15 protein-coding genes and 1 tRNA gene are annotated in these 22,254 nt (G+C 68.0%); 11 read left to right on the forward strand and 5 right to left on the reverse strand.

Annotated elements, in window-relative coordinates; all coding sequences use genetic code 11:
* The first annotated feature begins 13 nt into the window (after positions 1–13).
* From hrpA to HW466_RS24750, 5 genes are all read left to right on the forward strand, one after another.
* The gene (gene hrpA / locus HW466_RS24730) at positions 14–4,207 is read left to right on the forward strand and encodes an ATP-dependent RNA helicase HrpA (RefSeq protein WP_176316107.1); all 4,194 of its coding nucleotides are present in this window, start codon (positions 14–16) and stop codon (positions 4,205–4,207) included.
* A 177-nt stretch (positions 4,208–4,384) separates the two neighbouring features.
* Positions 4,385–5,374, forward strand: a complete 990-nt coding sequence (locus HW466_RS24735) for a YVTN family beta-propeller repeat protein (protein WP_059451787.1) — start codon at positions 4,385–4,387, stop codon at positions 5,372–5,374.
* A gap of 16 nt (positions 5,375–5,390) precedes the next feature.
* The gene (locus HW466_RS24740) at positions 5,391–6,365 is read left to right on the forward strand and encodes a sterol desaturase family protein (protein WP_060348739.1); all 975 of its coding nucleotides are present in this window, start codon (positions 5,391–5,393) and stop codon (positions 6,363–6,365) included.
* A gap of 111 nt (positions 6,366–6,476) precedes the next feature.
* Positions 6,477–7,304 carry an EI24 domain-containing protein gene (locus tag HW466_RS24745; RefSeq protein WP_059451785.1) on the forward strand — a complete coding sequence of 276 codons (828 nt, stop codon included), beginning with the start codon at positions 6,477–6,479 and terminating at the stop codon, positions 7,302–7,304.
* On the forward strand, positions 7,301–8,116 hold the full coding sequence (locus tag HW466_RS24750; protein ID WP_059451784.1) for a competence/damage-inducible protein A: 816 nt from the start codon (positions 7,301–7,303) through the stop codon (positions 8,114–8,116). Before HW466_RS24745 ends, HW466_RS24750 begins: the two co-directional genes overlap by 4 nt.
* A gap of 137 nt (positions 8,117–8,253) precedes the next feature.
* Here HW466_RS24750 and HW466_RS24755 read toward each other — a convergent pair whose 3' ends face one another.
* Complete coding sequence (locus HW466_RS24755) at positions 8,254–8,718, reverse strand: rhodanese-like domain-containing protein (RefSeq protein WP_059503511.1); 465 nt, start codon at positions 8,716–8,718, stop codon at positions 8,254–8,256.
* A 406-nt stretch (positions 8,719–9,124) separates the two neighbouring features.
* Here HW466_RS24755 and glnA point away from each other — a divergent pair, with 406 nt between their 5' ends.
* The 4 genes from glnA to HW466_RS24775 all read left to right on the forward strand — a co-directional run bounded on the left by glnA (position 9,125) and on the right by HW466_RS24775 (position 15,620).
* Positions 9,125–10,540, forward strand: a complete 1,416-nt coding sequence (glnA, locus tag HW466_RS24760; protein ID WP_040144590.1) for a type I glutamate--ammonia ligase — start codon at positions 9,125–9,127, stop codon at positions 10,538–10,540.
* Positions 10,541–10,700: 160 nt separating this feature from the next.
* The gene (gene glnL, locus HW466_RS24765; RefSeq protein WP_060348736.1) at positions 10,701–11,843 is read left to right on the forward strand and encodes a nitrogen regulation protein NR(II); all 1,143 of its coding nucleotides are present in this window, start codon (positions 10,701–10,703) and stop codon (positions 11,841–11,843) included.
* A 46-nt stretch (positions 11,844–11,889) separates the two neighbouring features.
* Entirely contained in the window at positions 11,890–13,422 is a 1,533-nt protein-coding gene (ntrC, locus tag HW466_RS24770; RefSeq protein WP_174906049.1) for a nitrogen regulation protein NR(I), read from the forward strand.
* Positions 13,423–13,502: 80 nt separating this feature from the next.
* Positions 13,503–15,620 carry a prolyl oligopeptidase family serine peptidase gene (locus tag HW466_RS24775; RefSeq protein ID WP_151005284.1) on the forward strand — a complete coding sequence of 706 codons (2,118 nt, stop codon included), beginning with the start codon at positions 13,503–13,505 and terminating at the stop codon, positions 15,618–15,620.
* Positions 15,621–15,644: 24 nt separating this feature from the next.
* Here HW466_RS24775 and xth read toward each other — a convergent pair whose 3' ends face one another.
* Positions 15,645–16,421 (reverse strand): exodeoxyribonuclease III, encoded by a 777-nt coding sequence (gene xth, locus HW466_RS24780; RefSeq protein WP_187273190.1) that lies wholly within the window; start codon positions 16,419–16,421, stop codon positions 15,645–15,647.
* 170 nt (positions 16,422–16,591) lie between these two features.
* On the opposite strand from xth, the gene HW466_RS24785 reads away from it, so the two are divergent.
* Positions 16,592–16,668 (forward strand) — tRNA-Met (locus HW466_RS24785).
* Between the two features lie 82 nt (positions 16,669–16,750).
* Here HW466_RS24785 and HW466_RS24790 read toward each other — a convergent pair.
* Complete coding sequence (locus HW466_RS24790) at positions 16,751–17,443, reverse strand: aspartate/glutamate racemase family protein (RefSeq protein ID WP_151005282.1); 693 nt, start codon at positions 17,441–17,443, stop codon at positions 16,751–16,753.
* A 163-nt stretch (positions 17,444–17,606) separates the two neighbouring features.
* Here HW466_RS24790 and dinB point away from each other — a divergent pair, with 163 nt between their 5' ends.
* On the forward strand, positions 17,607–18,812 hold the full coding sequence (dinB, locus tag HW466_RS24795; RefSeq protein WP_060271662.1) for a DNA polymerase IV: 1,206 nt from the start codon (positions 17,607–17,609) through the stop codon (positions 18,810–18,812).
* Between the two features lie 66 nt (positions 18,813–18,878).
* Here dinB and HW466_RS24800 read toward each other — a convergent pair whose 3' ends face one another.
* Entirely contained in the window at positions 18,879–20,966 is a 2,088-nt protein-coding gene (locus tag HW466_RS24800) for a M3 family metallopeptidase (protein WP_059450469.1), read from the reverse strand.
* A gap of 252 nt (positions 20,967–21,218) precedes the next feature.
* Positions 21,219–22,076, reverse strand: a complete 858-nt coding sequence (gene folD / locus HW466_RS24805; protein ID WP_059464202.1) for a bifunctional methylenetetrahydrofolate dehydrogenase/methenyltetrahydrofolate cyclohydrolase FolD — start codon at positions 22,074–22,076, stop codon at positions 21,219–21,221.
* Between the last annotated feature and the right edge of the window lie 178 nt (positions 22,077–22,254).

The raw sequence follows: 22,254 nt of genomic DNA on the forward strand, positions 1-22,254 counted from the left end.
ATAATGCGCCCCCATGTCGAATGTACCTAAAAGTCCCGCGCCGACGCGGGCAAACGCGCCGTCGGCGAAGCACCCGGATGGTGCGGCCGATGCGCGGCAGCAGCAGGGCCAGCCGCCGCGCGGGCAGCAACAGCAGGCCGGCAAGCCGCCGCGCGGGCCGCGCGGCGACGAGCCGCGCCGCGAGCCGGGCCAGCCGGCCGCGAAGGGTGCGCCGCAGGCCGCAGGCGAGCGCGCGCCGCGCCGCGAACGTCCGCCCCGCGCCGCCGTCGCGCCCAATCCCGTTCCGCCGATCACGTACCCCGAAAGCCTGCCCGTGTCGGGCAAGCGCGACGAAATCGCGCGCGCGATCGCCGGTCATCAGGTCGTCATCGTCTGCGGTGAAACGGGTTCGGGCAAGACGACCCAGCTGCCGAAGATCTGTCTCGATCTCGGCCGTGGCCTCGGCGCCGGCGGCACGGGCCTGATCGGCCATACGCAGCCGCGGCGCCTGGCCGCGTCGTCGACGGGCCGGCGCATCGCCGAGGAGCTCGGCACGCCGTTCGGCGAAGTGGTCGGCTACAAGGTGCGCTTCACCGACAATCTTGCGCCCGGCGCGTCCGTCAAGCTGATGACGGACGGCATCCTGCTCGCCGAGACGCAGACCGACCCGTTGCTGAAGGCGTACGACACGCTGATCATCGACGAGGCGCACGAGCGCAGCCTGAACATCGACTTCCTGCTCGGCTATCTGAAGGAGATCCTGCCGAGGCGGCCGGACCTGAAGCTGATCGTCACGTCCGCGACGATCGACGCCGACCGCTTCGCGCGCCATTTCGGCACCGACGCGCGCCCGGCGCCCGTGATCGAGGTGAGCGGGCGGCTGTACCCGGTCGAGATGCGCTACCGCCCGGTGGCCGAGGACCGGCCGGCCGTGAAGCACGCCGAAGGCACGGGCGGCCGCGATCGCGTGAAGACCGCGCGCGAGGCCGAACGCGACCTGATGGACGCGATCGTCGACGCGGTCGACGAACTGTGCCGCGAAGGCCCCGGCGACGTGCTTGTGTTCCTGCCCGGCGAGCGCGAGATTCGCGAGGCGGCCGAGGCGCTGCGCAAGCATCATCCGCCGCATACCGAGATCCTGCCGCTGTTCGCGCGGCTGTCGGCGGCCGACCAGGACAAGGTGTTCAAGGCGTCGAACGCACGCCGCATCGTGCTCGCGACCAACGTGGCCGAAACGTCGCTGACGGTGCCGGGCATCCGCTACGTCGTCGACACCGGCCTCGCGCGCGTGAAGCGCTATTCGTACCGCAACAAGGTCGAGCAGCTGCAGGTCGAGCCGATCTCGCAGGCCGCCGCGAACCAGCGCGCGGGCCGCTGCGGCCGGGTGGCCGACGGTGTGTGCATCCGCTTGTACGAGGAAAGCGACTACCAGGCGCGCGCGCGCTTCACCGATCCGGAGATCCTGCGCTCGTCGCTCGCGTCGGTGATCCTGCGGATGAAGTCGCTGCACCTGACCGCGATCGAGTCGTTTCCGTTCCTCGAGCCGCCGCCGGGCCGCGCGATCGCCGACGGCTACCAGTTGCTCAACGAGCTCGGCGCGGTCGACGACGACAACGCGCTGACGCCGCTCGGCCGCGAACTCGCGCGCCTGCCGCTCGATCCGCGCGTGGGCCGGATGATTCTCGCCGCGCGCGACCAGCAGTCGCTGCGCGAGGTGCTGATCATCGCGAGCGCGCTGTCCGTGCAGGACCCGCGCGACCGGCCGATCGACGCGCAGGAGCAGGCCGACCAGGCGCACCGCCGGTTCGCCGACGAACGCTCGGAATTCCTGCAGTGGCTGAAGATCTGGGCGTGGTTCGAGGAAGCCGTCGCGCACAAGAAGTCGAACCGCCAGCTGGTCGATGCGTGCCGGCAGAACTTCCTGTCGCATCTGCGGCTGCGCGAATGGCGCGATGTCCATTCGCAGCTGCTGACGGTCGTGCGCGAGCACGGCTGGCGGCTCAACGAGGTCGAGGCGACCTACGAGCAGATTCATCTGGCCCTGTTGACGGGCCTGCTCGGCAACCTCGGCATGAAGGCCGACGACGATCCGCACTATCTCGGCGCGCGCGGGATCAAGTTCTACCTTTGGCCGGGCTCCGCGCTCGCGAAGAAGGCTGGCCGCTGGGTGATGGCGGCCGAGCTCGTCGAGACGAGCCGGCTGTATGCGCGCTGTCTCGCGAAGATCGAGCCGGAGTGGGTCGAGAAGATCGGCGCGCACTTGCTGAAGAAATCGCTGTCGGAGCCGCATTGGGAAAAGCGTCCCGCGCAGGTCAGCGCGTTCGAGCGCGCGACGCTGTACGGGCTGCCGATCTACCACCGCCGGCGCGTCGCGTTCGGCAAGCAGGATCCGGCGCGGGCGCGCGAGCTGTTCATCCGCGGCGCGCTGGTCGAAGGCGAATTCGACACGAAGCTGCCGTTCTTCGCGCACAACCGCAAGCTGCTCGCCGACATCGAGCAGCTCGAGCACAAGTCGCGCCGCCAGGACGTGCTGGTCGACGACGAGCTGATCTACGCGTACTACGACCAGGCGATTCCCGAGGGCATTTACACGGGCGCCGCGTTCGAGCGCTGGTATCGCGACGAGGTGAAGAAGGGCGGCCAGGCGGAGGAGAAGCAGCGCCTGCTGTACCTGTCGCGCGACGACCTGATGCGCCACGAGGCGGCCGGCGTGACGACCGAGCTGTTCCCGAAGCGCGCGACGATGGCCGGCGTCGAGATGGCGCTCACGTACCATTTCGAGCCCGGCACGCCGCGCGACGGCGTGACGCTCGCGGTGCCGCTCTACGCGCTGAACCAGGTCGACGCGCGCCGTTGCGAATGGCTCGTGCCGGGGATGCTGAAGGAAAAGGTGCAGCTGCTGCTGAAGTCGCTGCCGCAGAAGCTGCGCCGGCACTGCGTGCCGCTGCCCGAATACGCGGCGGGCTTCGTCGAGCGCACGGGCCGCGAGCGCTTCGGCGCGGGCGGCCTCGTCGAGGCGCTGATCGCCGACGTGCGCGGCGAAACCCAGGTCGCGATGAAGACGGCCGACTTCAAGCTCGAGACGCTGCCCGCGCATCTGTTCATGAACTTCAAGGTGATCGACGAGCACGGCCGCCAGCTCGCGATGGGGCGCAATCTCGCGCAACTGCGCCAGGAGCTCGGCGCGCAGGCGCAGCAGCAGTTCCAGAAGATCGCGGCGGCATCGACGATCGCACCGGGCGGCGAAGCAGGCGACGGCGATGCGCACGACGCGCCGGCGCCCGGCGCGGCGCCGGGTTCGGCGGCGAAGGGCGGCAAGCCGGCCAAGGGCGCGGCGCCGCACACGGCCGCGCCTGCGGAGGCCGGCGCGACCGCGCTGTACGAGAACCTGACGACGTGGAACTTCGGCAAGCTTCCGGAACTGCTCGAGATTCGCCGCCGAGGCCAGACGCTGTACGGCTACCCGGCGCTGGTCGATCGCGGCACGCATTGCGACGTCGAGGTGTTCGACTCGCCGGAGGAGGCCGCGCGAATCCACCGGGCCGGTTTGCGGCGGCTGTTCGCGCTGCAGCTCAAGGAGCCGATCAAGTTCCTCGAGAAGAACCTGCCGGGGCTGCGCGAGATGGCGATGCAGTACATGTCGCTCGGCACGCAGGACGAGCTGCGCGACCAGCTGATCGACACGGCGCTCGACCGCGCGTGCCTGCAGGACCCGCTGCCCGACGACGACGCGAGCTTCCACGCGCGCCGCGACGAGGGCAGGAGCCGCCTGAACCTGCTCGCGCAGGAGATCGCGCGGCTCGTCGGGCAGATCCTCGCCGAGTATGCGGGGCTCGCGAAGAAGCTCGCGCAGGCGAAGCCGTTCGCGCAGGCGCACGCCGACCTGCAGCAGCAGCTCGGTGCGCTCGTCGGCAAGCGTTTCGTGATCGACACGCCTTACACGCAGCTTGCACATTTCCCGCGCTACCTGAAGGGCATCGCGCTGCGCATCGACAAGCTCAAGGCCGACCCGGCGCGCGACGCGAAGCAGTCCGCCGAGCTGCTGCCGCTCGTCCAGCAGTATCAGCGCGCGGTGTCGCAGCGCGGCGGCGTCGCCGACCCGCGTCTCGCGGAATTCCGCTGGCTGCTGGAGGAGCTGCGAATTTCGCTGTTCGCGCAGGAACTGCGCACGCCGATGCCTGTCTCTGTCAAGCGTCTGCACAAGGTGTGGGAGTCGATGCAGCGCTAGCGCGACGGCGGCAGGGCGGGCCCGCCGGTTGTCGGCCCCGGCCGTCCGGCCGCGCTGGCCGCCGCCGGCTGCAAGGCTCCGGCGGCGTGCGGCGAAGTGGCGCAACGCGGGCTTTCGTCAACCGGCGGGGCTGGCCGAACGTTTTACAATGACTGCTGTTCCACGACGTGAGTCTTCATGCGCACTTTCCTTTCCTTCGGCCGCACGCTTGCGCTGGCCGCCGCCGTGCTGGCGCCCGCCGCACACGCGAATAACGTGATCATCCTCAATTCGGCCGAAGCGACGCTTTCCCTGATCGATCAGCAGACCCGCGAAGTCGTGTCGACGATGCCGACCGGCAAGGAGCCGCACCATCTGATGGCGACGCCCGACAATTCGTCGCTGATCGTCGCAAATTCGGTCTCGAACAGCCTGATGTTCCTCGATCCGAAGACGGGCAAGCTGCAGCGCACCGTCGAGGGGATCGACGATCCGTACCAGCTCGGCTTCTCGCCCGATCGCAAGTGGTTCGCCGCGGCCGGGCTGCGGCTCGACCGCGTCGACATCTACAGCTACGACGGCCACGACGTGCATCTGGCCAAGCGCGTGCCGCTCGCGGTGATGCCGAGCCACCTCGCGTTCACGAAGGACAGCAAGACGCTGCTCGTATCGCTGCAGGTGTCCGGCGAGATCGCGGCGATCGATCTGCCGACGCAGACGGTCAAGTGGAAGATGAAGGTCGGCAAGGTGCCGGCGGGCCTGTGGCTCACGCCGGACGACAAGTTCCTGCTGGTCGGCATGACCGGCGCGGATTACGTCGCGGTGGTCGACTGGCGCAACCAGAAGGTCGTCAAGCAGATCCATACGGGCAACGGCGCGCACAACTTCCGCTCGCTGGCCGACGGCACGCATGTCGCGGTCACCAACCGGGTCGCGAACACGATCAGCATCATCGACGAGAACACGCTCACCAACGTCGGCGACATCACCGGCCTGCTGCCGGGCCCGGACGACATGGAGCTGTCCGCCGACAAGAAGACGCTGTGGGTGACGTTCCGCTTCGCGAAGAAGGTCGGTATCATCGATCTCGCATCGCGCAAGCTGGTGCAGACGATCGCCGTCGGCCGTTCGCCGCACGGGATTTACTTCTACGACCGCGCGCCGTGGAAGGCTGCGAACGGCGCGTGACCGACGGAGGCGAGCGATGCTGCACCTGATCGATGCGTTCGTGTCGGACATCCAGACCTGGCTGTACGTCGACGTCGTGCAGCCGCTCCTCTTCAAGTTCAACCTGATGGGCTATGACGAGGACACCTACGACGCGCTGTACTGGGTGATCATCGGCGCGCTGCAGATGGTGCTGATGTTCGCGCTGTTGCGCCCGCTCGAGGCGCTGCTGCCGGTCGAGCGCTGGCAGAACCGCCGCGCGGTGCGGGTCGACGTGATCTACACGGCGATCTCGAAACTCGGCATCTACACGCTGTTCTTCTTCTTCGCGCTGCAGCCCGTGTTCGACGGCTTCCAGGCGTGGCTGCGCCTGCACGGCATCGCGAACATCAACCTCGACTATCTGTGGCCGGGCGTGACCTCGCGGCCGATCGTCGCGTTTGCGATCTACCTCGTCGTGCTCGACTTCGCCGGCTACTGGTATCACCGCTGGCAGCACAAGTTCGGCATCTGGTGGGAGCTGCACGCGGTGCATCACAGCCAGCGGCAGATGTCGCTGTGGTGCGACGACCGCAACCACCTGCTCGACGACGTGATCCAGTCGTGCTTCTTCGCGGCGATCGCGCTCGTGATCGGCGTGACGCCGTCGCAGTTCGTCGTGCTGACCGCGGTCACGAACTTCGTGCAGAGCATCCAGCATACGAATGCGCGGCTGTCGTTCGGCTGGCTCGGCGAGCGTCTGCTCGTGAGCCCGACCTTCCACCGGCGCCATCACGCGGTCGGCTACGGCCACGAAGGCACGAAGTACGGCTGCAACTTCGGCGTGCTGTTTCCGTGGTGGGACATGATGTTCGGCACCGCGTCGTGGAACCGCACGGTCGAGCCGACCGGCATCCGCGAGCAGGTCGAAGGCGTGTCCTACGGCGACGGCTTCTGGGCGCAGCACGGCCTCGCGTTCGTGCGCATCTTCCGGCGCCTCGTCCCGGCGAAGCGCGGCGCGGCGTCGGCCTGACCCCGTCGCTCCCCCGTTGAACGGTTCTCCCGCACGGCCCGCATGCGCTTTGGCGCACGCGGGCCGTGTGGTTTATCCTTTCCCCGTTTTTCTTCGTCGAGACAGGTTCGCATGAACGATTTGCTGCGCTCTTTCGTCCGGGCCTTCGTCAGCGCGCTGCACCCGCGCATGCTGTGGCTCACCCTGATGCCGTTCGTCGTCTCGGCGCTGCTGTGGGGCGTCGTGTTGTGGTTCTCGTGGCAGACGCTGATCGACGCCGCGCGCGGCGCGCTCGACGGCTTCGTGCTCACGGCCGTGCTGTACCGCATGTTCGACGCGATCGGGATGTCGCAGCTGCATGCGGTCGTCGCGCCGTTCGTCGTCGTGTCGCTCGCGATTCCGCTGATCGTGCTGACCGTGCTGCTGCTGATCGCGACGATCTCGATGCCGGTCGTGATCAAGCACCTGTCGAACCGGCAGTTCGCCGCGCTGGAGGCGAAGCGGGGCGGCACGTTCTTCGGCAGCGTGTTCAATTCGCTCGGCGCGGCCGTGGTCGGCGTCGTGCTGCTCGTCGTCACGATCCCGCTGTGGCTGATTCCGCCGTTCTTCGCGCTGCTGCCGCCCGTGATCTGGGGCTGGCTGACCTACCGGGTGATGACCTACGACGCGCTCGCGCAGCACGCGAGCCGCGACGAGCGCCGTGCGCTGGTGCGGCAGCATCGCTGGCCGCTGATCGGCATCGGCGTCGCGACCGGGCTGCTCGGCACCGTGCCGACCTTCGTATGGGTATCGTCGGTCTGGATGATGGTGCTGTTTCCGTTCGTGGCAGCGGCCATGATCTGGGTTTACGCTTTCATCCTCGTTTTTTCGGCGCTGTGGTTCGGGCACTATTGCCTGCGCGCGCTGGACGACTTGCGCGCGGGTTCGCGCGCCACCGCAATCGACATGGGGCAGGCATGAGCATCGGCATCATCATCATCGGCGACGAGATCCTTTCGGGCCGTCGGCAGGACAAGCACCTGGCCAAGGTGATCGAGTTGCTCGGCGCGCGCGGCCTCGCGCTCGACTGGGCCGAATACGTCGGCGACGATCCGGCGCGCATCACCGCGACGCTCGCGCGCGCGATCGCGTCGGGCGACATCGTGTTCTCCACGGGCGGCATCGGCGCGACGCCGGACGACCACACGCGCCAGTGCGCGGCCGCCGCGCTAGGCGTGCCGCTCGAGCTGCACCCGGAAGCGAAGGCGCTGATCGCGGAACGCATCCGCGAGACGCACGCCGATCCGGCCACGCCGGTCGATTTCGAATCGCCGGAAAACCGGCATCGCTTCAACATGGGCGTGTTCCCGGCGGGCGCGACGATCATCCCGAACGGCTACAACCGGATTCCCGGCTTCTCGGTCGGCGATCTCCATTTCGTGCCGGGCTTCCCGGTGATGGCGTGGCCGATGATCGAATGGGTGCTCGACACGAAGTACCGGCACCTCCATCACGCGACGCCGCACGCGGAGCGCTCGCTGTACGTGTTCGAACTGCCGGAATCGACGCTCACGCCGCTGATGGAGAAGATCGAGCGCGATTTCCCGGGCGTGCGCGTGTTCAGCCTGCCGAGCGTCGGCGATGCCGAGCGCGGCGGGATCTATGCGCGGCGGCATATCGATCTCGGCGTGAAGGGCGAGCCGGAGGCGGTGGCGGCCGCGTTCGTGAAGCTGCGCGAAGGCGTGCACCTGCTCGGCGGCGACGTGGTCGAACCGGACGTGCCGCGCGCCTGAGGGCCGCGTACCGGTCACCCACGCGGGCGGCGCGAAGGCCGCCCAAAAACCGCGGGCCGCGCAACGCGGCCCGTCATCGGGATGTCATCGCCCGGCTCGACGATGTCGCAGTCGGGCGTGCCCAAGCGAGTGCGCCGTCAGGCGCCGATCCACGGCAGTTTCCGGAAGCACCAGCCGTCGACCGTCTTGCGGTGGCCTTCGGCATCCTTGCCGCCCTCGAAGCCTTCGAGCAGGTCGAACGCCTTCGTGAAGCCGGCCTGCGCCGACGCGACGGCGGCCAGCTTCGAGCGCGCGGCGCTGCGGCACAGAAACAGGATGGGCGTATCGGTCGGGAGGGCCGCTTTCAGTTGATCGACGAATTCGGCATTCGGCACGCCGCCCGGATAACGCGTCCATTCGAGGTGCAGGTACTGGCCGTCGCCGACGAGCGGGCGGCCGACCCAGTCGAGCTCGGCACGCGTGCGCACGTCGACGAGACGTGCCGACGGGTCGAGCTGCAGCAGTTCGAATGCCTCGACCGGCAGCAATGCGCCGGCGTAGTGGAGCGCACCCTGGGCGCGGCGTTCTTCGGCCTTCGCGTAAAGCTGGTCGAGCGTACTCATGGCAGGAGGTCTCCGTATCGGTCAAACGATCATTCTAGCGCGGCGGCGCCGCGCGGATGTCCGCGTGCCGGGCGCCGCACGCACTGCCCACGCATTCACCAAAAAAGTGCAGAATGGCACGCATGCACCAGAATGATTCCGCTGCGTCGGCGCGCTACGCGGTTTGCACTATATAAGTGCATTCGCCAGGCCGGCGATGCGGCCCTCAGCCCCGGAATCGCGCACCCGGGCCCTGCCGTGGCGCGGGCTGGCGCGATTCATGTCGCTTCCGCGCAAGGTTGGCACGGTTGCTGCTATATAGAATTCGGTCCACCCGGGGCACGCTGCGCCAAAGCCAGACCCCGGGCAGCTCGATAAACGAGGCGGTTCCCAGTCCGCCGGAATTGTTCAATCAGGAGAAGAGGTTATGAGTAAAACCGTCGCCGACGTCATGCAGCTCGTGAAGGACGAGGACGTCAAGTTCGTCGATTTCCGCTTCACGGATACGCGCGGCAAGGAACAGCACGTGTCGGTGCCGGTTTCGGCGTTTGACGAAGACAAGTTCGAAAGCGGCCATGCATTCGACGGCTCGTCGATCGCCGGCTGGAAGGGCATCGAGGCGTCGGACATGCTGCTCATGCCGGATCCGAGCGCAGCGTTCATCGACCCGTTCTACGAAGAGTCGACCCTCGTGCTGACCTGCGACGTGGTCGAGCCGGCCGACGGCAAGGGCTACGAGCGCGACCCGCGTTCGCTCGCGAAGCGCGGCGAAGCGTACCTGAAGAGCACGGGCCTGGGCGACACCGCCTACTTCGGTCCGGAGCCGGAATTCTTCATTTTCGACTCGGTCCAGTGGAACACGGACATGTCGGGCTGCTTCGTGAAGATCAACTCCGAAGAAGCGCCGTGGTCGGCAGGCAAGGAATTCGAAGGCGGCAACACGGGCCACCGTCCGGGCACGAAGGGCGGCTACTTCCCGGTCGCGCCGGTCGACACGTTCCAGGACATGCGTTCGGAAATGTGCCTGCTGCTCGAACAGCTCGGCATTCCGGTCGAAGTGCACCACCACGAAGTGGCGGGCCAGGGCCAGAACGAAATCGGCACGAAGTTCTCGACGCTCGTGCAGCGCGCCGACTGGACGCAATGGTCGAAGTACATCATCCACAACGTCGCGCACTCGTACGGCAAGACGGCAACGTTCATGCCGAAGCCGGTCGTGGGCGACAACGGTTCGGGCATGCACGTTCACCAGTCGATCTGGAAGGACGGCCAGAACCTGTTCGCAGGCAACGGCTACGCCGGCCTGTCGGAATTCGCGCTGTTCTACATCGGCGGCATCATCAAGCACGCACGTGCGCTGAACGCGATCACGAACCCGACGACGAACTCGTACAAGCGTCTGGTTCCGCACTTCGAGGCACCGGTCAAGCTCGCTTACTCGGCGCGCAACCGTTCGGCATCGATCCGCATTCCGCACGTGTCGAACCCGAAGGGCCGCCGCATCGAAACGCGCTTCCCGGACCCGATGGCCAACCCGTACCTGTGCTTCACCGCACTGATGATGGCCGGCCTCGACGGCGTGCAGAACAAGATCCACCCGGGCGAAGCCGCGGACAAGAACCTGTACGACCTGCCGCCGGAAGAGGATGCAAAGATCCCGACCGTCTGCGCAGGCCTCGACCAGGCATTGGAAGCGCTCGACAAGGATCGCGAGTTCCTGACGCGCGGTGGCGTGTTCACCGACGGCATGATCGATGCGTACCTCGCGCTCAAGGAGCAGGAGCTGGCGAAGTTCCGCATGACGACGCATCCGATCGAGTTCGAGATGTACTACTCGCTGTAATCGGCGATGGCGCTTCGATTCAGCGCCGTCATGCCGGTTGGTTCCCGTCGCGCGGCTTGCGGCGGGAGCTGCGGAGTCTGAAAGGGGCGGCGTCCAGCCGTCCCTTTTTTGTTCCGAGCATTTCCATTTTCCGACCCGCTGAGGCGCGACGATACGCACGATGGCTCTGAAGAATCTGATCAAGGCGAGGACGGGGCAGCCCGAGCGACTGACGGACGACGAGCGGCTCGCGCGCTCGGGCCTGCTTGCGGGGCTCGAGGCACTGCCGACGGTCGTGCTCGTGCTCGACCGCAAGACGCTGCGGGTCGCGTTCGCGAACCCGTCCGCGGAGGCGATGCTCGACATCTCGCGCCGGCAGCTCGCGCAGCGGCCGTGGGGCGAGATTTTCCCGAACGCGAACGAGCTCGCGTCGACGCTCACCGCGATCGGCGAGGAGCGCTTTCACGCGACGCATCTCGATACCGTGCTCGACCGGCCCGGCCGCGAGCCGCTGCACGTGCACGCGATCGTCGGTTTCCTCGAGTCGGCTCCCGATTTCGTGCTCGTCGAGCTGTTCGAGAACGAGCGGCAGTCGCGCACCGATCGCGAGGAGCGCATCCACGACCTGACCGCGGTCAACAAGCAACTGATCCGCAACCTCGCGCACGAGATCAAGAACCCGCTCGGCGGCATTCGCGGCGCAGCCCAGCTGCTCGAATTCGAACTGAGCGAGCGCGAGCGCGGCGAGTTGCGCGAATACACGCAGGTGATCATCAAGGAGTCCGACCGCCTGCAGACGCTCGTCGATCGATTGCTGGAGCCGCACCGGCATCCGCACATCGTCGGCGACGTGAACATTCACGAAGTATGCGAACGCGTGCGCGCGGTGATGCTCGCGGAATTTCCGCGCGGGCTCACGATCGAGCGCGACTACGACGTGAGCGTGCCGGACCTGCGCGGCGACAAGGAGCAACTGATCCAGGCGCTGCTGAACATCGTGCGCAACGCCGCGCAGGCGCTGCGCGAGCGGATCGCGCAGGGCGACGCGAAGATCGAGCTGCGCACGCGCATCGCGCGCAAGGTGACGATCGCGAAGCGCCTGTACAGGCTGGCACTGGACTTGCACGTGGTCGACAACGGGCCCGGCATTCCGGAGGAGATCCGCGACCGGATCTTCTACCCGCTCGTGTCCGGGCGCGACGACGGCAGCGGCCTGGGCCTCACGCTCGCGCAGACGTTCGTGCAGCAGCACGACGGGATGATCGAGGTCGAGAGCCGGCCCGGCCGTACCGAATTTCAGATCCTGCTGCCGCTCGATCACTGAGCGACGGCATGGCGATTCACCGGATTCACCCATACCTGACCGACCTATGAAGCCGATCTGGATAGTAGACGACGACCAATCGATCCGCTGGGTGCTCGAAAAGGCACTCGCCCGGGACAGCTTCGCGACGAAGAGCTTCGCGAACGTGCGCGACGCGCTGGCCGCGCTCGACCACGAGACGCCGCAGGTGCTCGTATCCGACATCCGGATGCCGGGCGGCTCCGGCCTCGAGCTGCTGCAGGCGATGCACGAGCGCTTGCCGGGCCTGCCCGTCATCATCATGACGGCGTTCTCCGATCTCGACAGCGCCGTCGCGGCGTTCCAGGGCGGCGCGTTCGAATATCTCGCGAAGCCGTTCGACGTCGACAAGGCCGTCGAACTGATTCGCCGCGCGGTCGAGGAAAGCCTGCGCGGGGGCGCGCCCCAGGACGAGCGCGTCGCCGAGGCGCCCGAGATGCTCGGCCAGGCGCCCGCGATGCAGGACATGTTTCGTGCGATCGGCCGCTTGTCGCATTCGGCCGCGACCGTGCTGATCACCGGCGAATCGGGCACCGGCAAGGAACTCGTCGCGCGCGCGCTGCACCGTCACAGCCCGCGGGCGAACGGTCCGTTCATCGCGCTGAACACCGCGGCGATTCCGAAGGACCTGCTGGAGTCCGAACTGTTCGGCCATGAGCGCGGCGCGTTCACCGGCGCACAGACCACGCGCCAGGGCCGCTTCGAGCAGGCCGAGAACGGCACGCTGTTTCTCGACGAAATCGGCGACATGCCGTTCGATCTGCAGACGCGCCTGTTGCGCGTGCTGTCGGACGGCCAGTTCTATCGGGTCGGCGGCCACAACCCGCTGCGCGCGAACGTGCGCGTGATCGCCGCGACGCACCAGAATCTGGAGGCGCGCGTGCGGCAGGGGCTGTTCCGCGAGGACCTTTACCACCGGCTCAACGTGATCCGGCTCCGGCTGCCGCCGCTGCGCGAACGCAGCGAGGACATCGCGCTGCTCACGCGTCACTTCCTGCAGAAGAGCGCGCGCGATCTCGGCGTCGAGCCGAAGCGCGTGTCGGACGAAGCGCTCGCGTATCTGACGTCGCTGCCGTTTCCCGGCAACGTGCGGCAGCTCGAGAACCTCGCGAACTGGCTGACCGTGATGGCGCCCGCGCAGACGGTCGAGATCAAGGACCTGCCGCCCGACCTCGTGCCGGCAGGCACGCCGGTGGCCGCGACGGCCGACGGCGTGGATGCGCACGGCGGCGTGAGCGGGAGCGGCGGTGCGGGCGACGCCGCGCGCGCGTCGCTCGCGGGCGGTGTCGTGCCGTTGACGGCGGCACCCGTCGCGGCGGCGCCGAACGGTGCGCCGGCCGGCTATCCGATGTGGGAAAGCGGGCTGCGCACCGAAGTCGCGCGGCTGCTGCGCGAGAACTCCGCCGACGTGATGGACGAACTCGCGCGCCGCTTCGAGGCGGCCGTGATCCGCGAGGCGCTCGACTTCACGCGCGGCCGCAAGGTCGAGGCGGCGGAGCGGCTCGGCATCGGCCGCAACACGATCACGCGCAAGATCCAGGAACTGCATCTGGAGCCGTAAGCAACCGTCGCGGCATGCGCGCGCGTCGCGCATGCCGCGATCGGACATAATCGCGGTTTGCCGTCACGTGCGCGTCCGTCATGTCCGATTCCTTCCGCTGGCCCGCCGGGGCCGATCCCTTCCGTTTTCTCGAAGCGCTCGACAGCAAGCGCGCCCGCGCGTGGGTCGACGAGCAGAATGCGCGCACGCGCGCCGCGCTGCGCGACGACGATGCGTATCGCGCGCTGACCGCGCGGCTCGCGCAAGCGTATCTGCCGCGCGAACGCCCGGTGATTCCCACCCGCTGGCGCGACTGGGCGTACGACCTGTGGCAGGACGATCTCCATCCGAAGGGGCTGTGGCGCCGCGCGCGCTGGGACGACTGGCGTGCCGGCCGGCCCGAGTGGGAAACGCTGCTCGACGTCGACGCGCTCGGTGCGCAAGAGGGCGAGTCATGGGTGTTCGAGCAGGATGCGATCCTGTACCCGGACGGCGATCGCGCGCTGCTGTCGCTGTCGCCGGGCGGGGCAGATGCCGTCGTCGTGCGCGAGTTCGATCTCGTGCAGCGTCGCTTCGTCGACGGCGGTTTCACGATCGACGAGCCGGGGCATCACACGGTCGGCTGGATCGACCGCGATACCGTGTACGTGAGCTGGGATCGCGGCGAAGCGCATGCGACCGCGGCCGGCTATCCGTACGACGCGCGCCGCTGGGTGCGCGGCACGCCGCTCGCCGACGCGCCGGTCGTGTTTCGCGGCGAACCCGACGACATCAGCGCGGGCGCGTGGTTCGATCCGATCGACGGCCGTCACGTCGCGTGGCGCAGCGTGGATTTCTTCGACGCACACGCGTATCGGCTGACCGACGCGGGCGAGTGGGCGCGCTACGACGTGCCGACGCATGTCGAGGTCGGCTTCTGGGAAGGCTGGCTCGTGCTGGAGCCGCGGCTCGACTGGGAGTGCGGCGGCGTGTGTCACGCGGGCGGCTCGCTGCTCGCGATCCGCGAGCAGGCGTTTCTGGCAGGCTCGCGCGAGCTCACGACGCTGTTCGCGCCGCGTCCGTCGACCTCCGCCTGCACGTGGACGCACACGCGCACGATGCTCATCGCGAGCTGGCTCGACGACGTGCACAACCGCACGATGCTGTGGCAGCCGCGCCAGCGCGAGGATGGCGCATGGACGTGGGACGCGCGGCCCTTCGACTGGCCGGGCGATGCGCAGATCGACGTCGAGCCGGTCGAGGCGACACTGAACGACGACGTGTACGTGGACGTCGATACCTATCTCGATCCGCCCGAATGCTGGCTCGCCGATCTGTCCGATCGCTCGGCCGACGCGCCGTCGCGCCGCGTGCTGCTCGATCGGCCGCCGGTGCGGTTCGATGCGGCCGGGCTCGCCGTGCGTCGCGCGAATGCCCGTTCGCGCGACGGCACGGTGGTGCCGTACACGCTGATCGGGCCGCGTGATGCACTCGATGCGCCCGATCGTGCCGACGGCCGCGCCCGCGTTGCGCGGCCATGCCTGCTGTCAGGCTATGGCGGTTTCGCGATTCCGAACCTGCCGGGCTACAGCGATGCACTGGGCATCGCATGGCTCGAACGCGGCGGCGTCGCGGCGTTCGCGCACATCCGCGGCGGCGGAGAATTCGGGCCGGCCTGGCATGTCGACGCGCAGCGCGAACATCGGCAGCGCTCGTTCGACGACTTCATCGCGGTGGCCGAGGACCTGATCCGCACCGGCGTGACGACGGCTGCGCAACTCGGCATCGAGGGCGGCAGCAACGGCGGGCTGCTGGTCGGTGCATGCATGGCGCAGCGTCCGGAGCTGTTCGGCGCGGTGCTGTGCCGCGTGCCGCTGCTCGACATGCAGCGTTATCCGAAGCTGCACGCGGGCGCCGCGTGGCTCGACGAGTACGGCGATCCCGAGGATCCGCGCGAGGGCGCGGCACTCGCCGCATACTCGCCGTACCACCGCGTGCGCGAAGGTACCGCGTATCCGCCGCTGCTGCTGACGACGTCGACGCGCGACGACCGCGTGCATCCGGCGCATGCGCGCAAGATGGCCGCGCGCATGCATGCGCTCGGACACGAACGGGTGTGGTACTGGGAGAACACCGACGGCGGCCACGGCAGCGCCGACGATCTGGAGCGCGCCGAATCCGATGCGGCGGAATTCGGCTTCCTGTGGGCTCACCTCGGGCCGGCGCCCGCGCGAGGTTGAGCGCGGGCGCGAATGGGCCGGCGCTCAGCCGACGATCGCGACGACGGGCGTGTGATCGGACGGCTGGTCCCACGTGCGCGGCACGCGGTCGACTTCGCACGACGTGCAGGTGGCCGCGAGTGCCGGCGACAGCAGCACGTGGTCGATGCGCAGGCCCGCGTTGCGGCGAAACGCGAACATCCGGTAGTCCCACCATGTGAAGGTCTTCTCAGGCTGTTCGAAACGGCGGAATGCATCGACGAAGCCGAGTTCGATCAGCTTCGCGAAATGCGCCCGCTCCTGCGGCGACACGAGGTTCTGGCCTTCCCATTTCGCCGGGTCGTGCACGTCGCGGTCTTCCGGCGCGATGTTGTAGTCGCCGAGCAGCGCAAGCTTCGGGTAGCGCTGCATCTCGGTGCTCAGCCACGCGTGCAGCGCGTCGAGCCATTGCATCTTGTAGACGAACTTGTCGGAGTCGGGCGCCTGGCCGTTCGGGAAATAGGCGGACACGATCCGCACGCCTTCGACCGTCACGGCGACCACGCGCTGCTGCGGATCGTCGAAGCCGGGGATGTTGCGCACGACGTCCGATTCGTCGACGGCGAGCGTGTCTCGCACGAGGATCGCGACGCCGTTGTAGGTCTTCTGGCCCGTGAACCAGCTGCGGTAGCCGGCGGCCTCGAGATCGGCGCGCGGATACTTCTCGTCGGGCAGCTTCAGCTCCTGCAGGCACAGCACGTCGGTCCCGCTTTGCGCGAGCCAGTCGAGCACGTGCTGCTTGCGGACGTTGAGCGAATTGACGTTCCAGGTGGCGATTTTCATGAACGGGAATGCGTGCGGGATGAATGCGAAGGCCGCCATCTTACCGCGAGCAAGGGGCACGAACGCGCGCGACACGTGGCGCGACGTATCGGCTTATCGATGACCTGCAAAGAAATTGTGACAAAAGTGTTGACGTGAGTGCTTCATCACCCTATAATTTATTTCTCTGACGCGGGGTGGAGCAGTCTGGCAGCTCGTCGGGCTCATAACCCGAAGGTCGTAGGTTCAAATCCTACCCCCGCAACCAAGCACACCAGGCGATGTGCAGCGCAAGTGACCGATGCGCGCTTCGTCGACGGAAACCCGGCCCTGCGCCGGGTTTTTTGTTTTCAGCCCGCCGCCCATTCGACCGCCGCCTTCGCATGCAGCGCGGTCGTATTGAACACCGGCAGCGGCGAATCGTCCGCGCCGATCAGCAGCGTGATTTCCGTGCAGCCGAGTATCACCGCCTGCGCGCCGCGTTTCGCCAGTTCATCGATGATCGCCACGTAGGTCGCGCGCGACCCGGCGTCGATTACGCCATGACACAGCTCGTCGTAGATGATCCGGTGCACGTTGCCGCGCGCGGATTCGTCCGGCACCAGCACGTCGAGGCCGAATCTGTCGCGCAGGCGCTCCGCGTAGAACGGCAGTTCCATCGTGTAGCGCGTGCCGAGCAGCGCGACGCGCTCGACGCCGGCTGCACGCAGCGCGGCGCCGGTCGGGTCGGCAATGTGCAGGAACGGCAGCGCGACCGCGGCCTCGATCGCGCCGTGCACGCGGTGCATCGTGTTGGTCGTCAGCACGACGAGATCGGCGCCGGCCGCTTCGAGCCGGCGCGCGGCATCGGCCATCCGTTCGCCGAGTGCGGCCCAGTCCTGTGCGCGCTGCAGCGCTTCGATCTCCGCGAAATCCACCGTGACCAGCACGCTCTTCGCATTGTGATGGCCGCCGTGCAGCGCTTTCGAATGGCGATTGATCATCCGGTAGTACTCCGCCGACGATTCCCAGCTCATCCCGCCGATCAGTCCGATCGTTTTCATGCGTCACCGTATGTGTCGTATCTCGTGACGGACGAGTATAGGGGCCGGCCCGCGCGCGCGGCGATACGCTTCGTGCGAAGCGGGCCGGTACAACGCTGTAGCCGGCGGCTGGCCGGCGCGGGACGCAGCCGGTGGGCAGCACGCGACAGTTGAAACGGGCACTGTGTTTTTGTACAGTATCGGCACCGTGAATCCGACCATCCTCCCGCCTGCCGATCCGCGCGTGCCGCCACCCGGCGACACGCCGTCGCGCGTGCGCAAGATCATCCATTGCGACTGCGACTGCTTTTACGCATCGGTCGAGATGCGCGACGACCCGTCGCTGCGCAACCGGCCGATCGCGGTCGGCGGCCGGCCCGACCAGCGTGGCGTGATTGCGACCTGCAACTACGAGGCGAGGCGCTACGGCGTGCATTCGGCGATGTCGTCGGCGCTGGCGATGCGCAAGTGCCCGGAGCTGCTGATCCTGCCGTCGGCGATGGACAAGTACCGCGCGGCGTCGCGGCAGATCATGGCGATCTATCGCGACTACACGCGTGACGTCGAGCCGCTGTCGCTCGACGAGGCGTACCTCGACGTCAGCGGTTCCGAACTGTGCCAGGGCAGCGCGACGCTGATTGCACGGGAGATTCGCCAGCGCGTGTACGACACGGTCGGCGTGACGGTGTCGGCCGGTGTCGCGCCGAACAAGTTCATCGCGAAGATCGCGTCCGACTGGAACAAGCCCGACGGCCTGTTCGTCGTTCGTCCGCATGAGGTCGATGCATTCGTCGCGGCGTTGCCGGTGCGCAAGCTGCACGGCGTCGGCCAGGTGACGGCCGCGCGGCTCGACCGGCTCGGCATCCAGACCTGCGCGCAGTTGCGCGACTGGTCGCTGATCGACCTGCATCGCGAGTTCGGCGCATTCGGCCGGCGGCTGTACCAGCTGGCACGCGGAATCGACGAGCGGCCGGTGCGGGCCGATCAGGAGCGCAAGTCGGTCAGCGTCGAGACGACCTACGTGACCGACCTGACGACGCTCGAGCAATGCGCGGACGAGATTCGCCGCCTCGTCGTGCAGCTCGACGCGCGGATCGCGCGCGCGGGCGCGGCCCGCATGATCCGCAAGCTGTACGTGAAGATCCGCTTCGCCGATTTCCAGCGCACGACGGTCGAGTGCGTGGCCGACGCGACCAACGCGCAGACGGCCGTCACGCTGCTCGCGAAAGGGCTGCAGCGGCGCGCGCAGGCCGTGCGGCTGCTCGGTGTCGGCGTGCGCATCGACGAAGACACGGCCGAGCGTCACGGACAGTTTTCGCTGTTCGACGACGAGGCCGGCCGCAATGTCGCCGACACGAACGAAGCGGGCGGCGAAACGCCCGCATCATGAAAAAAGGCACCGCCTCGGCGGTGCCTTGCGATGCTGCCGGACGAGCCGGGCAGGGCGCGCAATGGCTCAGTGCGCGGGCGAAGCCATCCCGTTGTGGCGCAGCAGCGCGTCGATCTCCGGCTCGCGGCCGCGGAATGCCTTGAACGAATCCATCGCCGGCCGGCTGCCGCCGACTTCGAGGATCTCGCGGCGATAGCGCGTGCCGGTGGCCGCGTCGAGCACGCTGCCGCTTGCAGCGGCCGCTTCCTCGAATGCCGCGTACGCGTCGGCGGACAGCACCTCAGCCCACTTGTAGCTGTAATAGCCTGCCGCATAGCCGCCGGCGAAGATGTGGCTGAACGTGTTGGGCCAGCGCGAGAACGCCGCCTGCGGGATCACGTGGTAGCGCTCGTTGATTTCGCGCGCGAACGCGTTCACGCCGGTCGCACCGGCCGGATCGAAGTCGACGTGCAGCAGCATGTCGAACATCGAGAACACGATCTGGCGCAGCGTGCCGAGGCCGCTCTGGAAGTTCTTCGCGGCGATCATCTTGTCGAACAGCTCGCGCGGCAGCGCGGCGCCCGTATCGACGTGCGACGACATCGACGACAGCACGTCCCATTCCCAGCAGAAGTTTTCCATGAACTGCGACGGCAGCTCGACCGCGTCCCATTCGACGCCGTTGATGCCCGACACGCCGAGCTCGTCGACGCGCGTGAGCATGTGATGCAGCCCGTGGCCGAATTCATGGAACAGCGTGATGACTTCGTCGTGCGTGAAGCACGCGGGCTTGCCGCCGACCGGCGCCGAGAAGTTGCAGGTGAGGTACGCGACCGGCGTCTGCACGGCGTTGCCGCGCTTCGCGCGCGCGCGCGCATCGTCCATCCACGCACCGCCGCGCTTGCCTTCGCGCGCATACAGGTCGAGATAGAACTGCGCGACGAGCGAGCCGTCGCGGTTCTCCACGCGGAAGAAGCGCACGTCCTTGTGCCACACCGGTGCGTCGTCCGGCTTGATCCGCACGCCGAACAGCGTTTCGGTGACGTTGAACAGGCCCTTCAGCACGGCCGGCTCCGGGAAGTATTGCTTCACCTCGTTTTCCGAGAACGCGTAGCGCTGCTGGCGCAGCCGCTCGGCCGCGAACGCGACGTCCCACGGCGCGAGCTCGGTCAGGCCGAGTTCCTTCGCGGCGAACGCGCGCAGTTCGTCCCAGTCCTTTTCCGCGTGCGGCCGCGCGCGCGTCGCGAGATCCTCGAGGAATGCGATCACCTGCTGCGGCGACTCGGCCATCTTCGGCGCGAGCGACACTTCGGCGAAGTTGCGGTAGCCGAGCATCTGCGCTTCTTCGCGGCGCAGCTTCAGTTCGTCGGCGACGATCGCCGTGTTGTCCCACTCGGCCTTGCCGCCGCCGTACTGCGGGCCGAGTTCCGATGCGCGCGTTGCATACGCGCGGTACAGCGTCTCGCGCATCGCGCGGTTCTCGGCATACTGCAGCACCGGGAAGTACGACGGGAAGTGCAACGTGAACTTCCAGCCTTCCTTGCCTTCCTTCTGCGCGGCTTCGCGCGCCGCTTCGATCGCGTCGCCCGGCAGGCCGGCGAGCTCGGCTTCGTCGTGCGCGTAATACGCGTACGCGTTGGTCGCGTCGAGCACGTGGTCGGAGAACGCCTTCGACAGCGCGGCCTGCTGCTCCTGCAGCTCCGCGAAGCGCGGCTTCTGGTCCTCGGGCAGCTCGGCGCCCGACAGCCGGAAATCGCGCAGCGCGTTGTCGAGGATCTTCTTGCGCTCGGCGGACAGCGTCGCGTATTCGGCGCTCGCGGCGATCGCCTTGTACTTCTCGTACAGCGCGAGGTTCTGGCCGACGCTCGACCAGAACTCGGTCACGCGCGGCAGGTTTTCGCCGTAGGCGGCGCGCAGCTCCGGTGTATCGGCGACCGCGTTCAGGTGGCCGACCACGCCCCACGCGCGCCCGAGCGGCTCCGTCGCCTGCTCGACCGTCTCGACGATCGCGGCCCATGTCGCCGGCGTCGCGGGCGCACTCGCGGTGTCGACCGCGCGGTTGGCGGCTTCGAGCAGCGTGTCGAGCGCGGGCGTCACGTGTTCCGGGCGAATCTCGCCGAAGCGGGGCAGGCCGGAGAAATCGAGGAGCGGATTGGTGTTGGCGCTGGCGGACATTAAGACTCCCTGTCTGTTGCCGGATGAACCGGGGTGAAAAGGGTGAGGCGCGATGCGGCGGCGCCCGATACCGACATTATTGGGGCGCATCGCGCGCTTTCCAATCGTTAGTTTCTAACGACGCGATTGGCGGCGCGCGGTGCGGGGTCGGATACGGGGGAATTCGATGCTACGGCGCGGCCGCGGCGGCGGCCGGCAAGACACCGGCGCACGAACGCGCGCCGGCTGGACGGGCAGGGCGATCGGCGGCGATCAGGCTGCCGCGGCGGCGCGCTCGGCAGCCTCGATCGTGTTGATCAGCAGCATCGTGATGGTCATCGGGCCGACGCCGCCCGGCACCGGCGTGATGTGGCCGGCGACTTCCTTCACGCCGGCGAAGTCGACGTCGCCGCACAGCTTGCCCGCGTCGTCGCGGTTCATGCCGACGTCGATCACCGTCGCGCCGGGCTTGACCATGTCGGCCGTCAGGATGTTGCGCTTGCCGACCGCGGCGACCACGACGTCGGCCTGGCGCGTGTGCGCGGCGAGATCGCGCGTCTTGCTGTGGCAGATCGTCACGGTCGCACCGGCTTCGAGCAGCAGCATCGCCATCGGCTTGCCGACGATGTTCGAGCGGCCGATCACGACGGCGTTCGCGCCCTGCAGCGGGATGTCATGCGCTTCGAACATCTTCATCACGCCGTACGGCGTGCACGGGCGGAACAGCGGCTTGCCCGTCATCAGCGCGCCGGCATTCGCGACGTGGAAGCCGTCGACGTCCTTCTCCGGCGCGATCGCCTCGATCACCTTGTGGCTGTCGATGTGCTTCGGCAGCGGCAGCTGGACCAGGATGCCGTGGATCTTCGGATCGCGGTTCAGTTCGTCGATGCGCGCGAGCAGGTCGGCTTCCGACAGGGTGTCCGGGTACGCATCCTTCAGCGAGAAGAAACCGTTGTCCTCGCACGCCTTGATCTTGTTGCGCACGTAGACTTCGCTCGCCGGGTTCGCGCCGACGAGGATCACCGCGAGACCGGGCTGGTGGCCGCGTGCGGTCAGGGCGGCGGCGCGTTCGGCGGCCTGCGCGCGCAAGGTCTTCGAGAGGGCGTTGCCGTCGATGAGGAGGGCTGTCATGGTGGTGGTCCTGCCGGGAAGTTGGAATGCGGGCGTGCGGCGCGCGAAGCGCCGCAGCAAAGCACGCAATTATACCGGTCGCCTGCCGTCGTCCGACAGCGAATACAAGGAAAGCGTCATGGCGGCGGTGCCGGCGCCCCGGGAGGCGGCGCCGGGCCGTGCCGCGCGGCGGGCCCGC

The organism is Burkholderia territorii, from assembly GCF_902833055.1.
GTDB classification, from domain to species: domain Bacteria; phylum Pseudomonadota; class Gammaproteobacteria; order Burkholderiales; family Burkholderiaceae; genus Burkholderia; species Burkholderia territorii.

What these genes read in the sequence shown, in the direction of transcription:
- glnA (WP_040144590.1), top strand. Translation starts at nt 9,125, where the DNA reads ATGAGTAAAACCGTCGCCGACGTCATGCAGCTCGTGAAGGACGAGGAC.
- glnL (WP_060348736.1), top strand. Translation starts at nt 10,701, where the DNA reads ATGGCTCTGAAGAATCTGATCAAGGCGAGGACGGGGCAGCCCGAGCGA.
- HW466_RS24800 (WP_059450469.1), bottom strand. Translation starts at nt 20,966, where the DNA reads ATGTCCGCCAGCGCCAACACCAATCCGCTCCTCGATTTCTCCGGCCTG.
- ntrC (WP_174906049.1), top strand. Translation starts at nt 11,890, where the DNA reads ATGAAGCCGATCTGGATAGTAGACGACGACCAATCGATCCGCTGGGTG.
- HW466_RS24740 (WP_060348739.1), top strand. Translation starts at nt 5,391, where the DNA reads ATGCTGCACCTGATCGATGCGTTCGTGTCGGACATCCAGACCTGGCTG.
- HW466_RS24750 (WP_059451784.1), top strand. Translation starts at nt 7,301, where the DNA reads ATGAGCATCGGCATCATCATCATCGGCGACGAGATCCTTTCGGGCCGT.
- HW466_RS24755 (WP_059503511.1), bottom strand. Translation starts at nt 8,718, where the DNA reads ATGAGTACGCTCGACCAGCTTTACGCGAAGGCCGAAGAACGCCGCGCC.
- HW466_RS24790 (WP_151005282.1), bottom strand. Translation starts at nt 17,443, where the DNA reads ATGAAAACGATCGGACTGATCGGCGGGATGAGCTGGGAATCGTCGGCG.
- HW466_RS24745 (WP_059451785.1), top strand. Translation starts at nt 6,477, where the DNA reads ATGAACGATTTGCTGCGCTCTTTCGTCCGGGCCTTCGTCAGCGCGCTG.
- folD (WP_059464202.1), bottom strand. Translation starts at nt 22,076, where the DNA reads ATGACAGCCCTCCTCATCGACGGCAACGCCCTCTCGAAGACCTTGCGC.
- HW466_RS24775 (WP_151005284.1), top strand. Translation starts at nt 13,503, where the DNA reads ATGTCCGATTCCTTCCGCTGGCCCGCCGGGGCCGATCCCTTCCGTTTT.
- xth (WP_187273190.1), bottom strand. Translation starts at nt 16,421, where the DNA reads ATGAAAATCGCCACCTGGAACGTCAATTCGCTCAACGTCCGCAAGCAG.
- HW466_RS24735 (WP_059451787.1), top strand. Translation starts at nt 4,385, where the DNA reads ATGCGCACTTTCCTTTCCTTCGGCCGCACGCTTGCGCTGGCCGCCGCC.
- hrpA (WP_176316107.1), top strand. Translation starts at nt 14, where the DNA reads ATGTCGAATGTACCTAAAAGTCCCGCGCCGACGCGGGCAAACGCGCCG.